Origin of the sequence: Flavobacterium sp. (genome assembly GCF_050696275.1) — a bacterium.
Classification (GTDB): Bacteria; Bacteroidota; Bacteroidia; order Flavobacteriales; family Flavobacteriaceae; genus Flavobacterium.
In genome coordinates, this window is sequence record NZ_JBOGUT010000011.1 from 71135 (window position 1) to 94961 (window position 23827).

13 protein-coding genes are annotated in these 23827 nt (G+C 35.8%); 8 read left to right on the top strand and 5 right to left on the bottom strand.

Going from position 1 to position 23827, the window contains the following annotated elements:
• Positions 1-63 precede the first annotated feature (63 nt).
• The 3 genes from rpoB to ACRDEC_RS07860 all read left to right on the top strand — a co-directional run bounded on the left by rpoB (position 64) and on the right by ACRDEC_RS07860 (position 8641).
• Positions 64-3876, top strand: a complete 3813-nt coding sequence (gene rpoB, locus ACRDEC_RS07850) for a DNA-directed RNA polymerase subunit beta (protein WP_431497781.1) — start codon at positions 64-66, stop codon at positions 3874-3876.
• A 65-nt stretch (positions 3877-3941) separates the two neighbouring features.
• Positions 3942-8243 (top strand): DNA-directed RNA polymerase subunit beta', encoded by a 4302-nt coding sequence (gene rpoC, locus ACRDEC_RS07855; protein ID WP_431497782.1) that lies wholly within the window; start codon positions 3942-3944, stop codon positions 8241-8243.
• An 86-nt stretch (positions 8244-8329) separates the two neighbouring features.
• Positions 8330-8641: a DUF3467 domain-containing protein gene (locus ACRDEC_RS07860; RefSeq protein ID WP_431497783.1), complete on the top strand. Its 312-nt coding sequence runs from the start codon at positions 8330-8332 to the stop codon at positions 8639-8641.
• A gap of 125 nt (positions 8642-8766) precedes the next feature.
• On the opposite strand, the gene ACRDEC_RS07865 is transcribed toward ACRDEC_RS07860, so the two are convergent.
• From ACRDEC_RS07865 to ACRDEC_RS07885, 5 genes are read right to left on the bottom strand one after another with little or no spacing between them, the layout of a single operon-like run.
• On the bottom strand, positions 8767-9891 hold the full coding sequence (locus ACRDEC_RS07865; protein ID WP_431497784.1) for a type II secretion system F family protein: 1125 nt from the start codon (positions 9889-9891) through the stop codon (positions 8767-8769).
• Positions 9891-10376 carry a PulJ/GspJ family protein gene (locus ACRDEC_RS07870; protein ID WP_431497785.1) on the bottom strand — a complete coding sequence of 162 codons (486 nt, stop codon included), beginning with the start codon at positions 10374-10376 and terminating at the stop codon, positions 9891-9893. Before ACRDEC_RS07870 ends, ACRDEC_RS07865 begins: the two co-directional genes overlap by 1 nt.
• On the bottom strand, positions 10369-10713 hold the full coding sequence (locus ACRDEC_RS07875) for a hypothetical protein (RefSeq protein WP_431497786.1): 345 nt from the start codon (positions 10711-10713) through the stop codon (positions 10369-10371). Before ACRDEC_RS07875 ends, ACRDEC_RS07870 begins: the two co-directional genes overlap by 8 nt.
• Positions 10688-11899, bottom strand: a complete 1212-nt coding sequence (locus tag ACRDEC_RS07880; protein ID WP_431497787.1) for a hypothetical protein — start codon at positions 11897-11899, stop codon at positions 10688-10690. Before ACRDEC_RS07880 ends, ACRDEC_RS07875 begins: the two co-directional genes overlap by 26 nt.
• The gene (locus ACRDEC_RS07885) at positions 11892-12659 is read right to left on the bottom strand and encodes a toxin-antitoxin system YwqK family antitoxin (RefSeq protein ID WP_431497788.1); all 768 of its coding nucleotides are present in this window, start codon (positions 12657-12659) and stop codon (positions 11892-11894) included. The genes ACRDEC_RS07880 and ACRDEC_RS07885 overlap by 8 nt, the downstream gene beginning before the upstream one ends.
• Before the next feature lie 361 nt (positions 12660-13020).
• Between ACRDEC_RS07885 and ACRDEC_RS07890 the strand changes: the two genes are divergently transcribed.
• Genes ACRDEC_RS07890 through ACRDEC_RS07910 form a run of 5 tightly spaced genes read left to right on the top strand, consistent with a single transcriptional unit; the run spans position 13021 to position 23825 of the window.
• Positions 13021-13383 (top strand): OmpH family outer membrane protein, encoded by a 363-nt coding sequence (locus ACRDEC_RS07890; RefSeq protein ID WP_431497789.1) that lies wholly within the window; start codon positions 13021-13023, stop codon positions 13381-13383.
• Positions 13367-13966, top strand: coding sequence for a hypothetical protein (locus tag ACRDEC_RS07895; RefSeq protein ID WP_431497790.1), 600 nt, complete (start codon positions 13367-13369; stop codon positions 13964-13966). Before ACRDEC_RS07890 ends, ACRDEC_RS07895 begins: the two co-directional genes overlap by 17 nt.
• Entirely contained in the window at positions 13963-19506 is a 5544-nt protein-coding gene (locus ACRDEC_RS07900; RefSeq protein ID WP_431497791.1) for a hypothetical protein, read from the top strand. Before ACRDEC_RS07895 ends, ACRDEC_RS07900 begins: the two co-directional genes overlap by 4 nt.
• Before the next feature lie 21 nt (positions 19507-19527).
• Entirely contained in the window at positions 19528-23106 is a 3579-nt protein-coding gene (locus tag ACRDEC_RS07905) for a hypothetical protein (RefSeq protein ID WP_431497792.1), read from the top strand.
• Positions 23107-23108: 2 nt separating this feature from the next.
• Positions 23109-23825, top strand: a complete 717-nt coding sequence (locus tag ACRDEC_RS07910; protein WP_431497793.1) for a hypothetical protein — start codon at positions 23109-23111, stop codon at positions 23823-23825.
• Positions 23826-23827 lie beyond the last annotated feature (2 nt).

The following is a 23827-nucleotide window of genomic DNA, read 5'->3' on the forward strand; positions in this document are numbered from 1 at the left end:
ATTGTTTTATAAAATGTGTTTAACACAAAAATTACTTTTTTTTAATCAAAATTTTGTCCATTGATGATAACAAATCAGACTGAAAGATTGAATTTTGCCTCAACAAAAAATATCCCGAATTATCCTGATTTTCTGGATGTTCAGGTAAAATCTTTTCAAGATTTCTTTCAATTAGAAACGAAATCTGACGAAAGAGGCAACGAAGGGCTTTACAATACCTTCATGGAAAACTTTCCAATCACAGATACACGAAATCAATTCGTACTGGAATTCCTTGATTACTTTGTAGATCCACCACGTTATACAATTCAAGAATGTATTGAGAGAGGTCTTACCTATAGTGTGCCGTTAAAAGCCAGACTTAAACTATATTGTACAGACCCAGAACACGAAGATTTTGAAACTATAGTACAAGATGTTTATCTTGGAACTATTCCTTATATGACGCCTAGCGGTACTTTTGTTATCAATGGTGCTGAGCGTGTAGTTGTTTCACAATTGCACAGATCACCTGGTGTTTTCTTTGGACAATCATTCCATGCAAATGGGACTAAATTATATTCTGCCCGAGTTATTCCTTTTAAAGGATCGTGGATAGAATTTGCTACCGATATTAACAGCGTAATGTACGCCTATATCGATAGAAAGAAAAAATTACCTGTAACAACTCTTTTCCGTGCAATCGGTTTTGAAAGAGATAAAGACATTCTTGAGATTTTTGACCTTGCTGAAGAAATTAAAGTTTCTAAATCAGGATTGAAGAAATATGTAGGGAGGAAATTAGCTGCGCGTGTATTAAATACATGGCACGAAGATTTCGTTGATGAAGATACTGGTGAAGTAGTTTCGATCGAACGTAACGAAATCATTTTAGATCGTGATACGATTTTAGATAAAGATAATGTGGAAGAGATTGTTGAATCTAACGTGAAGTCTATCTTACTTCACAAAGAAGATAACAACTTAGCGGATTATTCAATTATCCATAATACATTACAAAAAGATCCAACAAACTCTGAAAAAGAAGCCGTTGAGCACATTTACCGTCAGTTGCGTAATGCAGAACCGCCTGATGAGGAAACTGCTCGTGGAATTATTGATAAATTATTCTTCTCTGACCAACGTTATAACTTAGGTGAAGTTGGTCGTTACAGAATGAACAAAAAACTTGGTTTAGATATCCCAATGGAAAAGCAAGTGCTTACCAAAGAAGATATCATAACTATTGTGAAATATTTGATTGAATTGATCAACTCTAAAGCAGAGATTGATGATATCGATCACTTATCAAACCGTCGTGTTAGAACTGTTGGTGAGCAATTGTCACAGCAATTCGGCGTTGGTTTGGCTCGTATGGCCAGAACTATTAGAGAGAGAATGAACGTTAGAGATAACGAGGTATTTACACCTATCGATTTGATTAATGCTAAAACATTATCATCTGTAATCAACTCTTTCTTCGGAACAAATCAGTTATCTCAATTTATGGATCAAACGAATCCATTAGCTGAGATTACCCACAAGCGTAGATTATCTGCCCTTGGACCAGGTGGTCTTTCTCGTGAAAGAGCCGGATTTGAGGTGCGTGACGTTCACTATACGCACTACGGTCGTCTTTGTCCAATTGAAACTCCTGAGGGACCAAATATTGGACTTATTTCTTCACTTGGTGTTTATGCTAAAGTGAATGGAATGGGATTCATTGAAACACCTTACCGTAAAGTAACTGGTGGTAAAGTTGATTTGATTTCTGAGCCGATTTATTTAAGTGCTGAAGAAGAAGAAGGAAAAATGATTGCTCAGGCAAACATTGAAATGGATAGTTCAGGAAAAATTACTGCCGATAAGGTAATTGCCCGTGAAGAAGGTGATTTCCCGGTTGTAGATCCTACAAGTGTACATTACACTGATGTGGCACCTAACCAGATTGCTTCTATTTCAGCTTCATTAATTCCGTTCTTGGAGCATGATGATGCGAACCGTGCGCTGATGGGATCAAACATGATGCGTCAGGCTGTTCCATTATTACGTCCGGAAGCACCTATCGTAGGTACAGGTTTAGAGCGTCAGGTAGCTTCAGATTCCAGAGTATTGATTAATGCTGAAGGAAACGGAACTGTAGAATACGTTGATGCTAACATGATTACCATTAAATATGAAAGAACTGATGTTGAAAGAGCTGTTAGCTTTGATGCAGATGAAAAATCATATAACCTTATTAAATTTAGAAAAACGAATCAAAGTACTTCTATCAACTTAAAGCCTATCGTAAGAAAAGGTGATAAAGTAATAAAAGGACAAGTACTTTGTGAAGGATATGCAACGCAAAACGGAGAGTTGGCTTTAGGTAGAAACCTTAAAGTTGCCTTCATGCCTTGGAAAGGGTATAACTTCGAGGATGCAATTGTGATCTCTGAAAAAGTGGTTCGTGATGATATTTTTACTTCTATCCACGTAGATGATTATTCATTAGAAGTTAGAGATACAAAATTAGGTAATGAAGAGTTGACTAATGATATTCCTAACGTTTCTGAAGAAGCTACTAAAGATTTAGATGAAAACGGTATGATCAGAATTGGAGCAGAGGTTAAACCTGGCGACATTCTTATCGGAAAAATTACTCCAAAAGGAGAATCTGATCCAACTCCTGAAGAAAAATTGTTAAGAGCAATCTTCGGGGATAAAGCGGGTGATGTAAAAGATGCTTCATTAAAAGCTTCTCCATCATTGCACGGTGTTGTTTTGGATAAAAAATTATTCGCAAGAGCAGTAAAAGATAAGCGTAAGCGTTCAAAAGACAAAGACGATTTGGCTGAACTTGAGATGGAATTTGAAACGAAATTTGTTGAATTAAAAGACAGATTAGTAGATAAATTATTTGCAATTGTAAACGGAAAAACATCGCAAGGTGTTATGAACGATTTGGGTGAAGAAGTTTTGCCAAAAGGTAAAAAATACACTCAGAAAATGCTTCATGCTGTTGAAGATTTTGCACACTTAACAAAAGGACAATGGGTTGCTGATGACGAGACCAATGCAATGGTGAACGACTTAATCCATAATTATAAAATTAAGTTAAACGATCTTCAGGGAGCTTTACGTAGAGAAAAATTCACAATTACTGTTGGAGATGAATTGCCATCAGGAATTTTGAAATTAGCAAAAGTTTACATTGCTAAAAAACGTAAACTAAAAGTAGGTGATAAGATGGCGGGACGTCACGGTAACAAAGGTATCGTTGCTCGTATCGTTCGTCACGAAGATATGCCGTTCCTTGAGGATGGAACACCAGTAGATATCGTATTGAATCCACTTGGGGTACCTTCTCGTATGAACATCGGTCAGATTTATGAAACAGTTTTGGGTTGGGCTGGACAAAATTTAGGTAGAAAATTTGCTACTCCAATTTTTGACGGTGCTACTCTGGATCAAATCAATGAATTGACTGACGAAGCTGGAATTCCACGTTTCGGGCATACGTATCTTTATGATGGTGGAACTGGAGAGCGTTTCCATCAACCGGCAACTGTGGGTGTAATTTACATGCTTAAATTAGGACACATGGTTGATGATAAGATGCACGCACGTTCTATCGGACCATACTCGTTGATTACTCAGCAGCCATTAGGTGGTAAAGCACAATTTGGAGGTCAGCGTTTTGGAGAGATGGAGGTTTGGGCACTTGAGGCTTATGGAGCATCAAGTACACTTCGTGAAATCTTGACAGTCAAATCAGATGATGTAATTGGTAGAGCTAAAACTTACGAGGCAATCGTTAAGGGTGAAACTATGCCAGAACCAGGATTACCTGAATCATTCAATGTATTAATGCATGAATTGAAAGGTCTTGGTCTAGACATAAGATTAGAAGAGTAATTTTCATGGGAACAACTCCTGTTGTTCCCAATTTTTAGTGTTTTTTAATATCAATAGTAGGAACTATGATGAATAGAAATAAAGATAAAAATACCGTAAAACGATTTGATAAAATTTCAATTGGTTTAGCATCTCCAGAATCTATCTTGGCTGAGTCAAGAGGAGAGGTTTTAAAGCCTGAAACTATCAATTACAGAACACACAAACCAGAACGTGATGGTCTTTTCTGCGAAAGAATTTTCGGTCCGGTAAAGGATTTTGAATGTGCTTGTGGTAAATACAAAAGAATCCGTTATAAAGGAATTGTTTGTGATCGTTGCGGTGTAGAAGTAACTGAGAAAAAAGTACGTCGTGATAGAGTAGGACACATCAATCTTGTTGTGCCTATAGCTCATATCTGGTACTTCCGTTCGTTACCAAATAAAATTGGTTATATCTTAGGATTACCATCAAAAAAATTAGACATGATTATTTACTACGAGCGTTACGTAGTAATCCAGGCCGGTATTGCACAAAATGCCGAAGGAGAATCATTAAAAAGATTAGATTTCTTAACGGAAGAAGAGTATTTGAATATTTTAGATACACTTCCGATGGAAAACCAATATTTAGATGATAACGATCCGAATAAATTCATCGCTAAGATGGGTGCGGAGTGTATCATGGATTTATTGGCTCGTGTTGATTTGGATGCATTGTCATACGAATTACGTCACGCTGCAAATAACGAAACATCTAAGCAACGTAAAACCGAAGCGTTAAAACGTCTTCAGGTTGTGGAATCTTTCCGCGAATCAAACTTAAACCGTGAGAACCGTCCTGAATGGATGATTCTTAAAGTAGTACCGGTTATCCCACCAGAATTGCGTCCTTTAGTGCCGCTTGATGGAGGTCGTTTTGCTACTTCGGATTTGAATGATTTGTACAGAAGAGTTATCATCCGTAACAACCGTTTGAAACGATTAATGGAGATCAAAGCTCCTGAAGTTATCTTACGTAACGAAAAACGTATGTTGCAGGAATCTGTAGATTCATTGTTTGATAACACCAGAAAAGCTTCTGCTGTTAAAACAGAATCGAACAGACCTTTGAAATCTCTTTCTGACTCATTAAAAGGTAAACAAGGGCGTTTCCGTCAAAACTTACTTGGAAAACGTGTGGATTATTCTGCTCGTTCGGTAATTGTTGTTGGACCTGAATTGAAATTATTCGAATGCGGTATCCCAAAAGATATGGCTGCCGAATTGTACAAGCCTTTTGTTATCCGTAAATTGATAGAAAGAGGAATTGTAAAAACAGTTAAGTCTGCTAAAAAAATAATAGATAAAAAAGAGCCGGTAGTTTGGGATATCCTTGAAAATGTAATTAAAGGACACCCAGTATTGCTTAACCGTGCTCCTACATTGCACAGACTGGGGATACAAGCTTTCCAGCCAAAATTAATTGAAGGAAAAGCAATCCAGTTGCACCCATTGGTATGTACGGCATTTAATGCGGATTTTGATGGTGACCAGATGGCTGTTCACTTACCATTAGGACCAGAAGCTATTTTGGAAGCACAATTGTTAATGTTGGCTTCACATAATATTCTGAATCCTGCAAATGGTGCTCCTATTACGGTACCTTCTCAGGACATGGTACTTGGTCTTTACTATATGACCAAAGAACGTTTGTCTACAGAAGAGCATAAAATTTTAGGACAGGATTTAACTTTCTACTCTGCTGAAGAAGTAAATATTGCTTTGAATGAAGGTAGATTGGAGTTGAATGCTCGTGTTAAAATCAGAGCTAAAGATTTTAATGAAAGCGGAGAATTAGTTTATAAAATTATTCAAACTACAGCTGGTAGAGTATTATTTAACGAAGTAGTACCTGAAGCAGCTGGTTATATTAATGAGGTATTAACTAAAAAATCTTTACGTGATATCATTGGAAAAATCCTTGCAGTAACAAATGTTCCTACAACGGCAGGTTTCTTGGATAACATGAAAGATATGGGTTATAAATTCGCTTTCAAAGGTGGATTGTCATTCTCATTAGGGGATATTAAAATTCCAGAACAAAAACAAAGTTTGATTGCAGATGCAAGAGAGCAGGTTGAAGGAATTTCGATGAACTATAACATGGGTCTTATTACCAATAACGAGCGTTATAACCAAGTTATTGATATCTGGACCTCTGCGAATGCGCTTCTTACTGAATTAGCAATGAAAAACATTAGAGAGGATCAGCAAGGATTCAACTCTGTGTATATGATGCTTGATTCTGGAGCGAGGGGTTCTAAAGAACAGATTCGTCAGTTAACCGGTATGCGTGGTTTGATGGCTAAGCCTAAAAAATCTACTGCTGGTGGTGGTGAAATTATTGAAAACCCGATTCTTTCCAACTTTAAGGAAGGTCTTTCGATTCTTGAGTACTTTATTTCTACTCACGGTGCGCGTAAAGGTCTTGCGGATACCGCTCTTAAAACGGCGGATGCTGGTTACTTAACAAGAAGATTACATGACGTTTCTCAAGACGTAATCGTTAATATGGTTGATTGCGGAACCCTTCGTGGTGTTGAAGTTTCAGCTTTAAAGAAAAACGAGGAGATCGTAGAAGGTCTTGGAGAAAGAATTTTAGGACGTGTGGCTTTACAAGATGTTGTGAATCCATTAAATAATGAAATTCTGGTTCATGCCGGAGATCAGATTACAGAAGCAATTGTCAGAAGTATTGAAGTTTCTCCAATTGAAAGAGTAGAGGTTCGTTCTCCACTTACTTGTGAGGCAGCTAAAGGTATTTGTGCTAAATGTTACGGACGTAACTTGGCAACAGGTAAGATGACTCAAAAAGGCGAAGCAGTTGGAGTTATTGCAGCTCAGTCAATTGGTGAGCCAGGTACACAGTTAACACTTCGTACGTTCCACGTTGGAGGGGTTGCAGGAGGTATTTCTGAGGAATCAAGCATTGTAGCTAAATTCCCTGGACGTTTAGAAATTGAAGATTTAAAAACGGTTAAAGGAGAAGATTCTGAAGGAAACATCGTAGATATCGTGATTTCACGTTCTACAGAGTTGAAATTGGTTGATTCTAAAACGGATATCCTTTTAAGTACACACAATATTCCTTACGGTTCAAGTATTTTTGTTGCTGACGGTCAGACTGTTGGTAAAGGAGATGTGATCTGTAAATGGGATCCATATAATGGAGTTATTATTTCTGAATTTACAGGAAAAGTAGCTTATGAAGATTTAGAGCAAGGACAATCGTTCATGGTTGAAATCGATGAGCAGACTGGATTCCAGGAGAAAGTAATTTCTGAAGGTAGAAATAAAAAATTAATCCCTACTTTATTAATCTACGGAAAAGACGGCGAATTAATTCGTTCGTATAACTTACCAGTAGGAGCTCACTTGATGGTTGATGATGGTGAGAAAATTAAAGCAGGTAAAATTTTAGTTAAAATCCCACGTCGTTCTTCAAAAACAGGGGATATCACAGGAGGTTTACCAAGAATTACAGAGTTGTTAGAAGCTCGTAATCCTTCAAACCCAGCGGTAGTTTCTGAAATTGATGGTGTTGTTTCTTTTGGAAAAATTAAAAGAGGTAACCGTGAGATTGTAATTGAATCTAAATTTGGTGAGATTAAGAAATATTTAGTTAAACTTTCTAACCAAATCTTAGTTCAGGAAAATGACTTCGTGAGAGCGGGAGTACCATTGTCTGATGGAGCAATCACTCCGGATGATATTTTAAGAATTCAAGGTCCGGCTGCTGTTCAACAGTATTTGGTTAATGAAATTCAAGAAGTATACCGTTTACAAGGGGTAAAAATTAATGACAAGCACTTTGAGGTGGTTATCCGTCAGATGATGCGTAAAGTTCAGGTTCAGGATCCGGGAGACACATTGTTCCTTGAAGATCAGTTGATTCATACTAAAGACTTTATCGTTGAAAATGATAAATTATACGGAATGAAAGTGGTTGAAGATTCAGGAGATTCAGAAAATCTGAAAGCTGGTCAAATCATTTCACCACGTGAATTACGTGATGAAAACTCTTTATTGAAACGTACAGATAAGAATTTAGTTATAGCACGTGATGTTATCACAGCAACGGCAACTCCAGTATTACAAGGTATTACCAGAGCTTCGTTACAAACTAAATCATTCATCTCTGCGGCATCTTTCCAAGAGACTACAAAAGTATTAAACGAAGCTGCTGTTGCAGGTAAAGTAGATTACTTAGAAGGTCTTAAAGAAAATGTAATTGTTGGTCACAGAATCCCTGCCGGTACAGGTATGAGAGAATATGACAATACAATTGTAGGTTCTAAAGAAGAGTATGATGAATTAATGATTACTAAAGAAGAGTTTAATTATTAAATAATTAATTATTCTGATTATATTTATAAATCCTAACAGTACAAATTATATTTGCTGTTAGGATTTTAATTTTAAAAGTAGAATTTATGAGCGATAAAAATAACCAGCAAGGTCAAATTAATATAGAACTTGATGAGCAAACGGCAGAAGGGATTTATTCTAATCTGGCCATCATTAATCATTCCAATACAGAGTTTGTACTTGATTTTGTGAGTATTATGCCAGGTGTGCCTAAAGCAAAAGTAAAATCAAGAATTGTTCTTACGCCTCAACATGCGAAGCGTTTAGTAAAAGCAATAGCCGATAATATCCACCGTTTTGAAAGTGTAAACGGAGAAATAAAAGAAACCGAGCAGCCTCCAATTCCATTAAATTTCGGACCTACAGGCCAAGCCTAAAAAAATCCCCTTTGTAGTAGCAAAGGGGATTTTTTATTTGGATTAGCAAAGATGAAAAAATAAGAAGCAGAGCTGGTTCGCTATTGCAATGAGTTCAATACATATTGTATAAGATTATGTAGCTACTAACTCTTTATAATCTTGCTTAAGTCAAACATTGGTGCATACATTGAGACCATAATAACGCCTACGATGACTCCAATGACGATGATTATCATCGGTTCGAGGATAACGCCAATCATCTTGGTTTGATGGCTTATTTCTTCGTTATATTGTTCAGTCAGCCTATCGAACATCGTATCCAGCTGATTGACTTGTTCGGCTACTTCAACCATTGAAACCATTTTGTTTTCAAAAACACTATGTTTTCGTAAGCTTTCGTGCAACGACAATCCTCTGGTGATATCGTCTTTGATCTCTTCAATAGCAATTTCGATAGGATAAAAGCCAATCATTTTGGCGGTAAGCGACAAGGAGTTGATTAAAGTTGTTTTTGAAGTAATCAGCAGTTTCATGGATTGACAGAAACGGGAAATGTATATTTTTTGGATTAAATTGCCAAAGTAAGGGATTTTCAATAGCAATTTTGTTGTGAATGCCCGGTAGGACTGCTTCTCTTTGAATGCCGCGTGCAAGATGAAAAGTCCAATTACCAGTCCGAAAAACAGTCCGAATATAATTCCTGAATGATTTGAAATTTTGATGATAACTTGTGTGCTTTTAGGTAATTCGCTGCCAAATTGCTTAAAAACAGAACTAAACATGGGTACCACTTTATTTAGCATGAAGTAAAGCACTAAAACGGTCACCAGCATTACAATTGTTGGGTACGTTAGCACCGATACGATTTGGCGTTTCATTTGGATTTTACGATTGAAATACTTTTGCAATTCTCCTAAAACTTCTTCCAGTTTTCGGGTTTCTTCCCCAATTTGAATGCTGTAATATTCGTAAGCTGAAAATTGCCCGGTTTCTCTCATTGATTCATAGATGCTGCGGCCTTCGACTACTTTGTCTTTAATCTCAATGATAATCTGTTTTTCGAAGTTATGGCTTGACTGCTTGCTTAGGATTTCCAATGCTTTTTTAAAATCGACACCGGATTTCAAAAGCATTCCCAATTCGCGGTAGAATACTTCTTTCTTTTTGTCAGAAAGCTTTTTGGAAGAAAATCGGAGTTGTCCCGTTTCTATTTTAAAGTCTTTCGTTACCTTTTTTTCGGTTTTATAAGTGTTTAAATCTAAGCTCATTATTCTTTTATTGTTTGCAGCAATTCATTAGCGTATATCCGTTTGTAGAAATTCAGATCCATTTCATTTTGGTTAACTTCCACCTTCAGTTTCAATTTTAAAAACACCTTTTTTTTGGCACTGCTTTTTACAGAATCAAAACTCATTTGTTTTAATTTTATTCTGAAAGTGTCAATAAACGTTTCCCGGCTTCGCAATGTGTATTCCTCGAGGAAATCGTACTTCACACTTTCTCCCGAATAACCGTTAAAGGAGACTTCGTTATTGCCGGCAGTCATTTTTTCGTTATCAAAAATATCTTTGTTTATGCTGTATGTCAGTCGGTTCAGGTCGTTAACCAATTGATTTTGGTTTTTATAATCGAGCATTCTTTCGGTTACAATTGAGAAAATCACAAACACGATTCCCATGATAATAGCAGACACAGCCATTCCGACAATAGCTTCTATGATAGAAAAGGCAGGCAATGTGTGTTTGTTATTCATTGGTTTGAATATAAAAGCTTTTATTGAACTGAAATTTGGTGCTGTCTTTGTATTGAATACTTACTTTTTTAATGCTTTCATTAATTTGTTCTTCCTGAATCAGAAGGTTCTCATCTTCGTTTTCAAATGACAGTGAATCACTTTTCAGTTCGGCTAAAAAGAATAATTCATTGACTTTGTTTTGTGTGTTGTAAAATTTTGCCGAAGTTCTTGGTGTAAAGACAGCTGCGAAAATTAGGATGGCAAAATACAGGCAAATCGATATGATGGTTAATGCAATAATCGATTCTAAAATAGAATTTGCTTTTAGACTACAATACTTTTTTAAGAATGCCATATTTGGTTTTTTTAGTGACAAATAAAGGAATCGCAATAAAGTATTCAGGTCTTTTGCCGGAATTGATTTCTACATCGGCAATAGTATTGTCGTAGGTTGAAGATTTTGTTTTGAGAAAAAAACGATTGGTGTAAACGGAGCCATATACTTTGCTTTTTAAATCCAGTTTTCCGGTGCAGTATATGTCAGCGTAAATGAGTCCGCCTTTATCAATTTGTATGCTGTTTTTGCTGATGTTTTCAAAAGCATTACCAAACAATACCACGGCTCCTGTGATTTTACATTCCTCTTTTATTCTGATTGTGCTTTCGGTGCTGCTATCGTTATAGATGCAGGTAACAGAAGGGTAATTAAGGGTTACTTTTTTTTCCAGTTCAATTCCTTTGGTGGCAAAAGCCTGAACGGTTCCTTTGAATCCTTCTTCGAAAGTAATTTTTGGCGCTATAAGAATTACATCTTCCAGAACAGTGTTTTTTTTAACTCGGATGGAATCTTTATTGCGTAAAACGAAATTACCTTTAAAAATACTATTACTCAGAACTGTATTAACATAAACTTCTTTAGTTGTATTGTGGAAGGAATTGTAGAACAAGGAATCTTTTGGTTTTTCAACGTCAGCTAATGTCGTTTTTTCTGTAGTTATGCCTTCAAAAATCTTTTTAAAATCAGGATTGATTTCAGGTAAGCGAACATCTGAAACCGTGATTTTTCCTTCAGCGATAATCTGAGGAGGTTTATTATCAATGTAAGCTGTCTCGATGAAAGCTGTTGGCAGTTCATTATTACCTGTTATTTTAACTATGCCGGAATAGGAAAGTGGTTTGCTGAAATTAGCCAGATGAATTGCTGTTTTGTCTGAAGAAAAGTTCCCCACAAAATGCGCAGAAGCAACCGTGTCGTTTCGTAAAACGGATTCAGACAGCAATAAAGTAAGCAAACCATATTGCTTTGCTTCGTAGCTTCCTTGTATCCCGGAATTTTCATCTGTGGGTACGTCTTCCGGTTCAATTTTATTTCCAAGTGCAAAATTGACAACTGACTGGTTGTGAATGAACATTTCTTCCTGAAGATTGTAATGTAGGTTGAGCTGAGTGTATAAATTTGCAAAATACAGTAATGCTCCGCAAATTATGGATACAATTAAGCAGATATAAATGGCATACAGTAAACTATGTGCCTTAACCATTCACGTTTTGATTAGCCTTTTTCTTATGGAATAATTTCTTGAAGAAACCTTCCTTTTTAGGTTTGTTTCCAGACTCCTTTTCAGATTTTATTGGAGTAGCCTTTTTAGCTTTTTCTTCTGCTTTTAAAGTTTTTTTAGCCTCGTCTGCTTTTTTCTCTTCTTCTTTCAACTTTGCTTTTTCTTCTTTGGAAAGTTTAGGTTTTTTTACAAACACAATTCCTTTTTTATAAACGACGGTATCTTTCTTTGTAAAATCTACCCATGTGCCGTTTTTTCGGTTGTTTTTAAAACTTCCTTTTTCCAATACCGATCCATTTTCATCATAATGATAAAATTCACCTGATCGTAGCCCGCTACTCCACTTTTGGGTTGTCTCAACAACGCCGTTAGGGTACCATGTTTTCCATAAGCCTACTTTAAGTCCTTTTTTGAAAACACCTTGTTCCGCCAATTGATTGCTGTGGTACATTTTTACAAAAGCATCATTGAGTAAAGCGCCTCCAATTCCAGCTTGGGCATTATGAATCAATCCGCCTTTAAACCAGTAATAAACCTTGTCGCTGTGAGGTTTCACGGTTTTGTCAGTGGTATAAAATTCATACCTGAAATTTGCATCAGATATACGCTTTATGCTGTAAGGGTCAGAAAAAGAGGTTAATAGTAGTACGACTATAAGATATAGAAATGAGGATAATGCTTTTGTCTTCAATGTGATAAGTTTATTTATAAACGGGCGCAAGGTAACATTTTCATCATTCATATTCAAAAAGATTAATTATAATATTATTACTACAAGAGATAAATGTTAAATTTTACTATGAAGATTTTTCTGTCAAAACATTGATTATAAGATGCTTGTGTTTCGAAAGGATAGTGATGTCTTAAATTGTGGTTATATTATTATTAAAATTAGAGAAATGCGATTGCATAGATAGATATTTTAATATAGTTTTGTCAAAAATTTAACAGCTTTTATAGTGCTAAAAAATCGATTTCACCTCCTGACGTTAGTCAATGCAATTTGCATAATTTTGCTTGTATTTTTCCTTATTTTCAAATTCTTTTTCAATTCTGAGAAAACTGTTTACGTTGACAATATTAAATTGTTCGACGGTTTTTATATGACTAAAGAGATGAAGAAAATTGGCGAGAAAGAAATTGGGGCAAGAAAATTATTTTTGGATTCATTATATACAAAACTGCAATCAGGTGCAATATCCGAATCAGAGAAGAAAGATCTCATGCAGACTTTTATACAAGGAAAGGAAGAACTGCAGTCGTTCAATCAAAATTTTGCTGCCGAACAAACTTCAAAAATCTGGTCGAGAATTCATGGCTATGTAAATGATTTTTCAAAAGAGCAGAACTATAAACTGATAATAGGATCGCAAGACGGTCAATCTGTATTATATGCAGATCAGGATTTGGACGTTACCGAGGAGTTATTACAATATATAAATAAAAAATATGAAGGCGTTAAATAGGCTCTGTTTTTTATTTTTTATGATTGCTTTGTTTTCTTGTAAAAAAGAAGATAAAGCAATTGACGATTCTGAAATCCGGGACCGTTATTTTCAACTTGAAAAAATCGGATGGAAATCTAAAGTATACAACCAGCTTGTTGATGATATAAATTTTACAGGAACAGAAATTCCAATACAATATTACTTATTAAAAGATAAAGGGAAAGAAGACCTGTTTTTGGTTGACTCCCTGTACGAAGCAAATAAGACAGAACGAGTCATCGAGTTTACATTTCATCAGGATGAGGAAAAAGACCTGCTGGATGAAAAGTTTACAGGGATGTCTTATGAAGACGGTATAAAATATATGTCTTTTCAATTAGATAAAGATTTTTATGTCGTAACCTCCAAAAAAGATACTATTCCTTGTTCGGGAGCATTATATGAAAGAAGTTACAAGATAGCACCTTATCAAAAGGTGCTTTTGATGTTCTCAGGAATAGACCCGAATGATAAGATACAATTAGTCTATAAAGACAACCTTTTTCAAAAAGGGATAATAAAATTTAAGTTTAAAGATCCATATACCCAGATAGCCTTATGAGACAAATCAGAGAAAGTAAGTTTACAAAAATCGTTGCTTATTATTTAATCATCATGATGTTTTTACAAGTTACAGAACCTGTAAGAATGTATGCGTTGACCAGCGGTCCTACGCAGCCTGAATTTAATGCATTTACGCCTATTGGGACATCCGATATGGTGGATTTGTCAAGTGGTGATTTTAATTACAATATTCCTGTAATGGATGTTGGGGGCTATCCGTTAAATTTAGCTTACAGTTCAGGAGTAACAATGGACCAAGAAGCTTCATGGGTAGGTTTAGGCTGGAATTTAAACGTGGGAGAAATCTCAAGGCAAATTAGAGGTTTACCGGATGATTTCAAGGGAGATCCAATGCGTTATGAAAATAATTTAAGAGATAATGTTACTGTGGGTAGTAACTTTAATTTATCTCCTGCATTATATGGTAATGATACTCCGTTCACTTTAGGGCTAGGTGTGCAGTACAACAATTATCAAGGAATAACTTTTAAACCTTCTGTCGGGATTTCCTATGAATTGGGAGGCGGTGTTCAGGTAGGTGTGGAATTAACAGGTTCAGTTAGTGAAGGTGCTTCGTTGAATCCGTCAGTAAGTATATCTAAAAAGACAGATGAAAAAACCAAGACTTTAGGGATATCTGCGGGATTAAGCAGCCGAAAAGGATTGGAAAATGTGAGTATGTCAGCGTCTTCTTCTCCTGTTGTAAAAAACAGCAGTCCTTATAAAGAAGGAAGAGATAAATACAGCGAAACTACAGACCATACTGGTTCTCATGCAGGAAAAGGAGCTGCTGCTAGCGGTAGTATTTCTTTTAATTCACAAAGTTACACCCCGACAAAAAGAATTGGTTTTGACAATATAAATAAGACCTTTAATGCCACAATTGGAGGAGAGGTTTTTGGTCTTGAAGGACAGGTAAGAATTACCGGTTATGCCAGTTACCAAAAGATATTGGATACCTACAAAAATAAAGTTGTTGGAGGTTACGGTTATGAAAACACCCAGTTTAAAAATAATAATGAAGGAGTTCTTGATTTCAACAGAGAGAAAGAACAAGTTGTCAATAAGAACACGAATGCTTTACCGGTAACTAATTATACATATGATATCTATAATATTGAAGGGCAGGGAGCAGGAGGAATGTTCAGGCCTTTCAGATCTCAAGTTGGTTATTTGTATAATGATGAAGTGGCCGATTTCGGAGACAGTGAGCAATTCGGTGTCGAACTTGGTTTAGGTAATTTAGTTCATGGTGGAGTTGATATTGTCAAATCTCCTTCTAAGAGCAGTACTGGAAAATGGTATAAAAATAACCATGCCATTTCAAGGTTTACAGAAAGTAATACTGACATTAACAATCCTCTTTACGAACCGACAACATACAAGTTGATTGGTGAAATGGATGTTGATGATGAGGGTTCTATTTATAATGACATACATCAGAATAAAGCTCAGAGAATTTTGCTTGGAGGCGGATGGCTTGATAGAAAAGCATATAGCAGTTATATGGTTAAAAATAACTTTGGGCCTTCTTACACAAAAGCGGATATAAATTCAAAAATTATAAGAAAAGGACGTTTGTTGAGAAATCAAACCGTACAAAAAATAAGTAATAGCGAAGCAGATAACAAATTTATCTTTAAAAACACACATGCACAAGGACACCACACTGCCGGGATGAAAGTACTTCAGGCAGATGGGACAACTTATGTCTATGGAAAAACAGTTTATAACAATACAAAAGTAGAAGCTACTTTTGACGTTTCCCTTAGAAATGATTTTAGTACAAGAAGAGGTCTTGTCGGCTATAACGGAAGTGTTCATGGGAACGATTCAGACGCAAAAAAAAGTGATAGGTTTGTAAATAAAATTACAACTCCAAGTTATGCACACTCTTATTTGATTACGAGTGTTCTTTCTACAGATTATGAAGATATAGATAACAATGGTCCTTCTGATAGTGATTTAGGAGGTTATACAAAGTTCGAATACACAACTCCAATCAATAACTACAGATGGAGAGTACCTTACGGAAGTGGTATTGCTTCTTATAATGAAGGTTTAAATACCAGCAAAAGAGACCAGAAAGGAAATTACATTTATGGAGAAAAAGAGCTTACTTATTTAAAAAAGATTGAAACTAAAACGCATGTTGCTTTTATTGATTTAGAAGACAGAACAGATGCGATGGGAGTTTCGGGAGAAGCAGGAGGTAGAGATAATTCTCAGTCTATGAAACGCATCAAATCAATCCGACTGTTTTCAAAACCAGAATTGAAAGCAGCAGGAATCAGTTTTGAAACAGCGGCAAATGTTACGAATACCATTCCTGTAAAACCAATAAAGACAGCTCATTTTGAGTACGATTATTCGTTATGTAAAAACATTCCGGCTTCATCTACCTATTCGGCAAGTTCGTCAGGAGAAGTAATGGCTGGAGGTACGGGATCGGGTAAATTGACTTTGAAGAAAGTTTACTTTACTTACAGAGGTTCTAATATGGGAAAATTTACACCCTATAAATTTGATTACGCCGAAAATGATCCTGCTTATAACCCAAGCTATGATATTAAAGGATTTGATATCTGGGGTAATTACAAAAAAAATGATGCCCTTTTAACAACTTCGGAATATCCGTTTGTTGAACAGAATGTAGATAAAGCAAACATAAATACAAGTGCCTGGGTGCTTAAAAGTATTAATTTACCATCTGGAGGAACAATAAATATTAAGACCGAAAGTGATGATTATAAATTTGTTCAGGATAAAAAAGCCATGCAGATGTTTCAAGTCATTGGTGCTGGTAATAATTTAAATCAAAGAACAACTAATAACGAATTGTATTCAGGCGGTGGTTTTGGAACGCATAACAAATACTTGTATGTAAAAGTTGGCAATGCTTCAATGACGAACGCAGAATTCAAAGAAAAATATTTAAAAGAGAACCTTAATAAAGCTATTTATTTTAAGTTCCTTTTAAAAATGAATAATGACTATGACGATTTTGTAAGCGGATATTTTGAGATTGATCCATCGAGAATTAGTGAAATGGATGTTAACGGAAGCGGTATTGCTGCAATCCCATTAAAATTCTTAGGAAGAGACGGCGGATTCGCTGGAAGCGGTCAGGTCAATCCTATTGCAAAAGCAGGATGGGGTTTTGGTAGAGTTTACCTTAACAAAGCCGTTTACGGAGGTAGTGATTTACCAAATGATAACTTTGTCAGCATTGTAAAAGATCTTGTTGGAAGTATCGGTGCAATGTCTGAAATTTTTACAGGACCTAACTTGGCCTTGGAAATTAGAGGATGCGCAAGAAATTTCAATAATCAAAAATCATGGATCAGATTAGAAAATCCAAACGGGCATAAGCTTGGAGGAGGTTTGCGTGTACAGAAAATCGAATTGAGCGACAACTGGGATATCATGAATTCAGTTGAATCTAACGTGCTTTATAAAGAAAAATACGGTCAGGAATATTCTTATAATTTAGATAACGGAACTTCTAGTGGAGTAGCTACTTTTGAGCCTAATGCTTCACCTGAAAATGCATTTGTGGAGCCGTTTCATGGTAAAGATGGGAATTATGAAGAAAGAATAGGGGCGCCTAGAGAGATAAATTATGTTGAAAAACCTTTTGGAGAGAACTTTTTCCCTTCACCTCGCATAACCTATTCGAGAGTAACGGTTTCTAATTTGTTTAAGAAAAATGAACTCGATGATGGAAAAGTTATAAAGAGACATGCAACAGGTAAAGTGGTTACCGAGCATTTTACTTCTTATAATTTCCCGACAATTGTAGATTATACAGATGTGGATTTAATTCCGGATATTTTCCCGATCCCAGCATTTTCATTTCTAAGAGTATACTCTGTGAATGGTATCACTGCCTCGCAAGGATTTTCAATCGAGACAAACGATATGAACGGAAAAGTAAAATCAGAACAAGTATATGCTGCTGATCAGGAAGAGCCAATATCCAGAGTTGAATACAAATACAATGTTGGAGCTGACAAAAAATTGAATAATGAATTTACAACCATAAACGCTAAAGGAGAAACGAGAACTAATTTATTAGGCGTTACTTACGATATGGTCAATGATTTCAATGAAAGTGATTCTGTTACGCAAATTTTAGGATTGGATACCAATGTGGCTACTTTCTTAGTTGGAATTTTCCCTGGAATTGTTCCAATGCCGTTGCCAACTTATGCTTACAACCGTAATACATTACGAACAGCGACCACTACTAAAGTGATTCATAAAACAGGAGTTCTGGTAGAAAAAGTTGCCTACGATTTAGGTTCAAGGGTTTCTACAAAGAATCTTGCTTGGGATGCAAAAACAGGACAGGTGCTGTTAACTCAAACAATAAATGAGTTTGATGATAACTATTATAGCTTCAATTACCCAGCTTACTGGCATTACTCTAATATGGGGATGGCTTCTGAAAATATCGATTTGAGAGGAAAATTAGCAGCTAGCAGTGGGTATTTTAATATTGAAGGTTATGCATTGACTTCCGGAGAAAATATTTCGAAATATTTCAAAATCGCTGACGAATTGGTTTTAGGAAATGGTGCTAAAATGTGGGTTAATGGCTATAATACCGATAAATCCAGAATTCAGTTAATGGATAAAAACGGTGCAATTATTACACAATCTAATTTACCGAGTAATTTAAACTTTGTAGTAGTCCGATCAGGAAACAGAAACCAGCAAATGGCTTCTATGGCAGCGGTAACCTCAATGGTAAATCCTATTGATTTAGATGGTTTGGGAGGTACTCCAGATGATATTACGGATAAAACATATACCTATATAACTGGATCCACAGCTGATGCGAAAGTAGTTAACGCAAGCGCTATTGAGTATGATGATGATTGGAAATCCCAATGTGAAAACGGATTGCCAAATGAAGCAGGACTTATAAATGGACTAGGACTTCCGGTAAATCCTTATTTATACAATACAAGAGGAGACTGGAGAGCAGTAAAATCATATGCATATCTTACAGGAAGAAACAACTTTGTTACTTCTAACAGAAGAAAAGCAGGGTATTTTATAAAATTCAATCCATTCTACAAATTGAAGGATTCGAATGATAAGGTCTGGATAAAAAATAGTGAAAATTGGACTTTTGCCAGTCAGGTTACGATGTACAGCCCTTACGGTGTTGAACTTGAGAATGCAGATGCTCTGGGTAGACATTCATCTGCTCAATACGGTTACAATTACACTTTGCCGGTTGCAGTTTCTTCCAATGCACAATATAGAGAAATTGGATTTGATGGTTTTGAAGATTATTATGAAACCTCTATCCCGCAAACCTTGAAGCCACATTTCGGATTTTCACAGGGATTAGCTGGAGATAATGTATTTATTACTAACAATAACTCGCATACTGGTCATAAGAGTATTGCTATTACTGCTGGTAATAAGGTGGCGTTCACCAGAAAAATAGGTGGTTGTAAACCTCTTGATACTACTCACGCTAGACAAACAATTAAAAAAGTAATTAAGCTTAAGAAAGCTTAAAAAGCTATATAAGATATGAAAATGAAAAAAATAATAACATTATTCGTTTTACTGTTTGCAAATATTTATTGTATTGGTCAAAGTGTGTTTTTAGAAACCGAAACCGGTGTAATATCGTTTAATACAGGTACTGCATTCCGTATAAAAATGAACCCGACGAATCCGCCTCAGGGATGTACAACCCAAGAGATTGTATTGAACATTGGGATTTTAGAATATGTGCCGACTTCTAATGTGCTTCCTGCCGGAACTTCAGTTGTGCCAAGCGTTAACGGAGCAAATAATATTCTTACCATAAGTAATTTTTCAAATACAGGAGGTGGTGCCAGCCAAACGTTATTGGTTGGAGTGAGATTTGCACCGGGAACCTGTAATACTGTGACCACAACAATTGATGCTGAATTAAAATCATGCAACGTAGTTCAGACCGAAGCAATAGCCATTAATTTGACCTCTAAAACTGGAAATAATGCTGCTGCTAGTATCACAAAGATGACTCCATATCCAGCATCGGCTCCAAATGATAAATTTTGTTTGGGTCAACAGGTGAAATACCTGGTGGGCGCAACTAATAGCGGTAGTAATGTTACAAGTATTAATAACGGATCGCAATTGATTTTATATGTGCCAAAGTGCGCTATTGTGGTAGGCGTATATGATAATAATACCCATGCACTTGTAAGTAGTACTACTACAACAGAAGCAACAACACAAAAAGTGGTTTGGAGTAATCCTGTTATTCCTGCAAGTGGAGCAAAATACTATGAAGTATATATTCAATACCCTTGTGATGATGGAACTGATAATTGCATTAGTGGAGTATATAACCTGAATGTTCATTTAGAGGGTACTACTGCCTGTGGAGTAACTATTAACACTAATCCATTTCCTACTACGACAAATGTTAATAGAGAGTGTACGATTGCGATGTGTACAGGAGGTGACTTGTCTTCTGTGCAGATAGGCGAGAATCTCCCTTGTCCTACATTTTGTAATAATAGTCCGTATGTTTATTTTACAGTAGATACACCACCAAATAACCCTTCTCTTGCGAATCGTATATTTACCGTTACAATACCTACTGTTGGATTAATAAATATTACTTCTGCAAGTATTTCGGGTGGTTTATGTTCGGGATCAACAGTTAAATATTACAATACAGCTGGAACTGAAATTCCTGTTGGTTCTTTGCCGAGTTCAGCCGTTAAAAAGATTGTTTATACGCTGCCTTGTTCAACAGTAGCGCAGTCTACATACTTTTATGTTTTTTTCAATTATGCTACTCCATTTACTGCAACTAATTTACAGTTTGATTACCAACTTCAGGCTCAGGCAGGAGGAGAAGCTGTGGTGTCAGGGTCATATACAGGCAATATTTCTACATGTAATCAGACTATTTATAAATACAAATATGTTAGAAAATTAGGAGAGAATTCTTCAGGGTCATCAAATGCTGTTGGATTACCGGGAGATTCCTTTACGTATAGATTATATGTTCAAAATACACAAGGTGTTAATCCAAATACTGTAATTCAGGATGTATTAAATTCAAATCTGGAATACATGGGAGGTCTTAAATATGCTTATACAAACAATTTTTCCTTTCCCACTTTTACTAATCTGACTGATATTGATAATAGTTTTGTATTGCCAGGAACAAGTACAACTGTATCGGTGTCTACTCCTTCAATTGGAACTAATGGAACAATAAAATTTGATAACTTTGATATGCCATGTTCTGCAAATTACCTTTGTTTCGAATTTAATGTCAGGGTTAGAAACAATGTAATTGCACCAACAAGTATTCCTAATGTTTTTACCGTAGACAACCAGAATTCAGGTTTTGCGTCTATTTCCATACTGGCACTTACAAAAGTTACCAGCAGGATGTTTGTAAAATGCCCTACATCCGGTGATTGGAGCGATAGCACGATTAATGTGAAGAACGGCGAGGATATTAATTTGAAGATGAGAGTGGCTAACGAGGGTTCAACATCAGTTTTATTATCGCAATTAATTAATTTAAAGCCTCAGCCAAACGATCAATATGAAATAGGGACTCCGCAAGGAAATGTTCCAAGAAACAATGCTTCGGCATCAACAATTAACTATAGTTGTGAAACGCCTGCCATAATTTCTAATTTGGCTACACAGCCTTCTGTGACTTATGAATATGCACAAAACGGTATAAACATGGACAGGTCTATGATATGTCCTCCAACCGGATCAGGGAATCCTCCTGTCTGGAATGCGGAATCATCTTGTGGCTTAACATCTAACTGGTTAAAAGTTCAGTTCCCAGCCGGTTTTGCACTTAATCCGGGTGAGTTCATTGAAGTAATATATAAAGGTAAAGTATCAGGAGGTTTGGGTACCACACGAAACAGTTTCGCTTTTAGAGTTGTAAATGCTTCGGGTCAATGTAGTATTGCTTCCGATGATGCCGAATTAACCATTGTTAACGATGGAGTAGGCTGTGTTCCGCTTTCTCCTTGTGCAGATTTACTTGACAGTGTTGACGGAACTTTTGGAGCTTGCAATAGTGTTGCAGGAACCAATGATTTTAATGGTAATGTGAATTGTGGTGGTTGGTCTAACCTCTCTAATTCGCCGGATACATGGAAAATGCCAATAGCTACTTCTTTAAATCCTTTTATAAATACACAAATACCGAGTTCTCAAAACGGAGGTGCTTTTGCAGGTGCCATTGGTAAAGTTTTCGGTAATGATAAAATCGAAAGTTTTAAAACAGAAATTCACAATTTAATACCGGGTCAGTCTTATAGAGTTGATTTTGAACAAATCAATATGACTAACCTTAGTTTCCTTAATAACTCTGTTAATTGGAAAGTAACGTTTGGAGATCAGGTAAGATATTCACCTGAATTAACAACAGTTGCAAATCCGCAATGGTCAAATGTCAGCATAAATTTTATTGCGACAGCAACAGACCAGACACTTACTTTTGAAGGATATTCAACTATTGTAACAAATCCGAATGTTGCCTATACCTCTTTTTCGTATATCGGAATTGATAATATAACAGTTAAAAATAATGTTGCTTGCCCAGCTCCGGTTGCTTGTACAGACTGTACTTCATTCGACTTAATTAAAGAACACAAATATCTTGTGAGTGGTTGGGTTAAAGAGGCTTACGCAGAAACTCCCGATACACAGTTTAAGAATTATGACAAAAGCAGTATCAGTATTTCATTTACGGATGTGAATGGTAATTTAATTGATACTGAGCAAAAATTCTATCCTGCCGGAGAAGTTATTGACGGTTGGCAGCGTATCGTAGGAGAATTTATAGTTCCTCTTAATGTTGATGATATGCATTTGGAATTACTGAATGAAAGTACAGATTCTAAGATGTCTTATTTTGATGATATCCGTGTATTGCCAAGTAAAGGAAATTTGAAAAGTTTTGTTTACGATCAGCAGACACAGCGTTTAATGGCTGAACTGGATGAAAATAATTATTCAACTTTTTATGAATATGACCTTGAAGGTGGCCTGATAAGAATTAAAAAAGAAACTGAAAAAGGAGTATTCACTATTCAGGAAACCCGAAGTGGTAATACAAAATCAGGTAATTAGAGATGACTTATAAAAATAAAATTTTCAGTGTCATTTTCTTTTTTCTTTTCTCAATCTTGTATGGTCAGGGGGAAATGACAGCATTGGATGTCCTTAAAAAGGCATCTAACTCATATAATAAAAAAGAATATGTCAGCTTTTCAACCCGATATATCCTGTATTTGGATTATACAACTAAAAAAGCTTACGAACAGTACAATGGTGTTGTCCTCAAAAAGAACGGCATTAATTATTTTAAAATTAAAGACACTGAGTTTGTTTCTTTTAAAGACTGTTCCTTAAAAATTAATCATGAGGAGAAGGCTTTGATATTTCAGAAAAGTGCTGGAGCTGCACAAGAATCCCCAATGTCGATTTCAAATTATCTAAAAGGGTTCGATGTGAAGTTTTTAAATTCCGATAAAGATTATTTTGTCTGTGAATTAAAGCCAGCCGGTAAGTTTTCACAAATTATGCTCAGAAAAGTAATTGTACACATTAAGAAAGCAGATTACAGCATCTCAAAGCAAATAATTTATTTTATCGAAAAGATGGAAACCAAAAATGCGAAAGGAAAAGTAATTGGTACAATTCCAAGACTGGAAATCACTTATAGTCCAAGAGCAAAGAATGATAAGACAGATAATTTACTGATAAAAAAGGAAAATTATTTTATTGAAAAAGACAAAAAAATAATACTGTCAAAAAGAATTGCAACATATAAATTATTCAACTCATAATA

What these genes read in the sequence shown, in the direction of transcription:
- rpoB (WP_431497781.1), top strand. Translation starts at nt 64, where the DNA reads ATGATAACAAATCAGACTGAAAGATTGAATTTTGCCTCAACAAAAAAT.
- rpoC (WP_431497782.1), top strand. Translation starts at nt 3,942, where the DNA reads ATGATGAATAGAAATAAAGATAAAAATACCGTAAAACGATTTGATAAA.
- ACRDEC_RS07860 (WP_431497783.1), top strand. Translation starts at nt 8,330, where the DNA reads ATGAGCGATAAAAATAACCAGCAAGGTCAAATTAATATAGAACTTGAT.
- ACRDEC_RS07865 (WP_431497784.1), bottom strand. Translation starts at nt 9,891, where the DNA reads ATGAGCTTAGATTTAAACACTTATAAAACCGAAAAAAAGGTAACGAAA.
- ACRDEC_RS07870 (WP_431497785.1), bottom strand. Translation starts at nt 10,376, where the DNA reads ATGAATAACAAACACACATTGCCTGCCTTTTCTATCATAGAAGCTATT.
- ACRDEC_RS07875 (WP_431497786.1), bottom strand. Translation starts at nt 10,713, where the DNA reads ATGGCATTCTTAAAAAAGTATTGTAGTCTAAAAGCAAATTCTATTTTA.
- ACRDEC_RS07880 (WP_431497787.1), bottom strand. Translation starts at nt 11,899, where the DNA reads ATGGTTAAGGCACATAGTTTACTGTATGCCATTTATATCTGCTTAATT.
- ACRDEC_RS07885 (WP_431497788.1), bottom strand. Translation starts at nt 12,659, where the DNA reads ATGAATGATGAAAATGTTACCTTGCGCCCGTTTATAAATAAACTTATC.
- ACRDEC_RS07890 (WP_431497789.1), top strand. Translation starts at nt 13,021, where the DNA reads ATGACTAAAGAGATGAAGAAAATTGGCGAGAAAGAAATTGGGGCAAGA.
- ACRDEC_RS07895 (WP_431497790.1), top strand. Translation starts at nt 13,367, where the DNA reads ATGAAGGCGTTAAATAGGCTCTGTTTTTTATTTTTTATGATTGCTTTG.
- ACRDEC_RS07900 (WP_431497791.1), top strand. Translation starts at nt 13,963, where the DNA reads ATGAGACAAATCAGAGAAAGTAAGTTTACAAAAATCGTTGCTTATTAT.
- ACRDEC_RS07905 (WP_431497792.1), top strand. Translation starts at nt 19,528, where the DNA reads ATGAAAAAAATAATAACATTATTCGTTTTACTGTTTGCAAATATTTAT.
- ACRDEC_RS07910 (WP_431497793.1), top strand. Translation starts at nt 23,109, where the DNA reads ATGACTTATAAAAATAAAATTTTCAGTGTCATTTTCTTTTTTCTTTTC.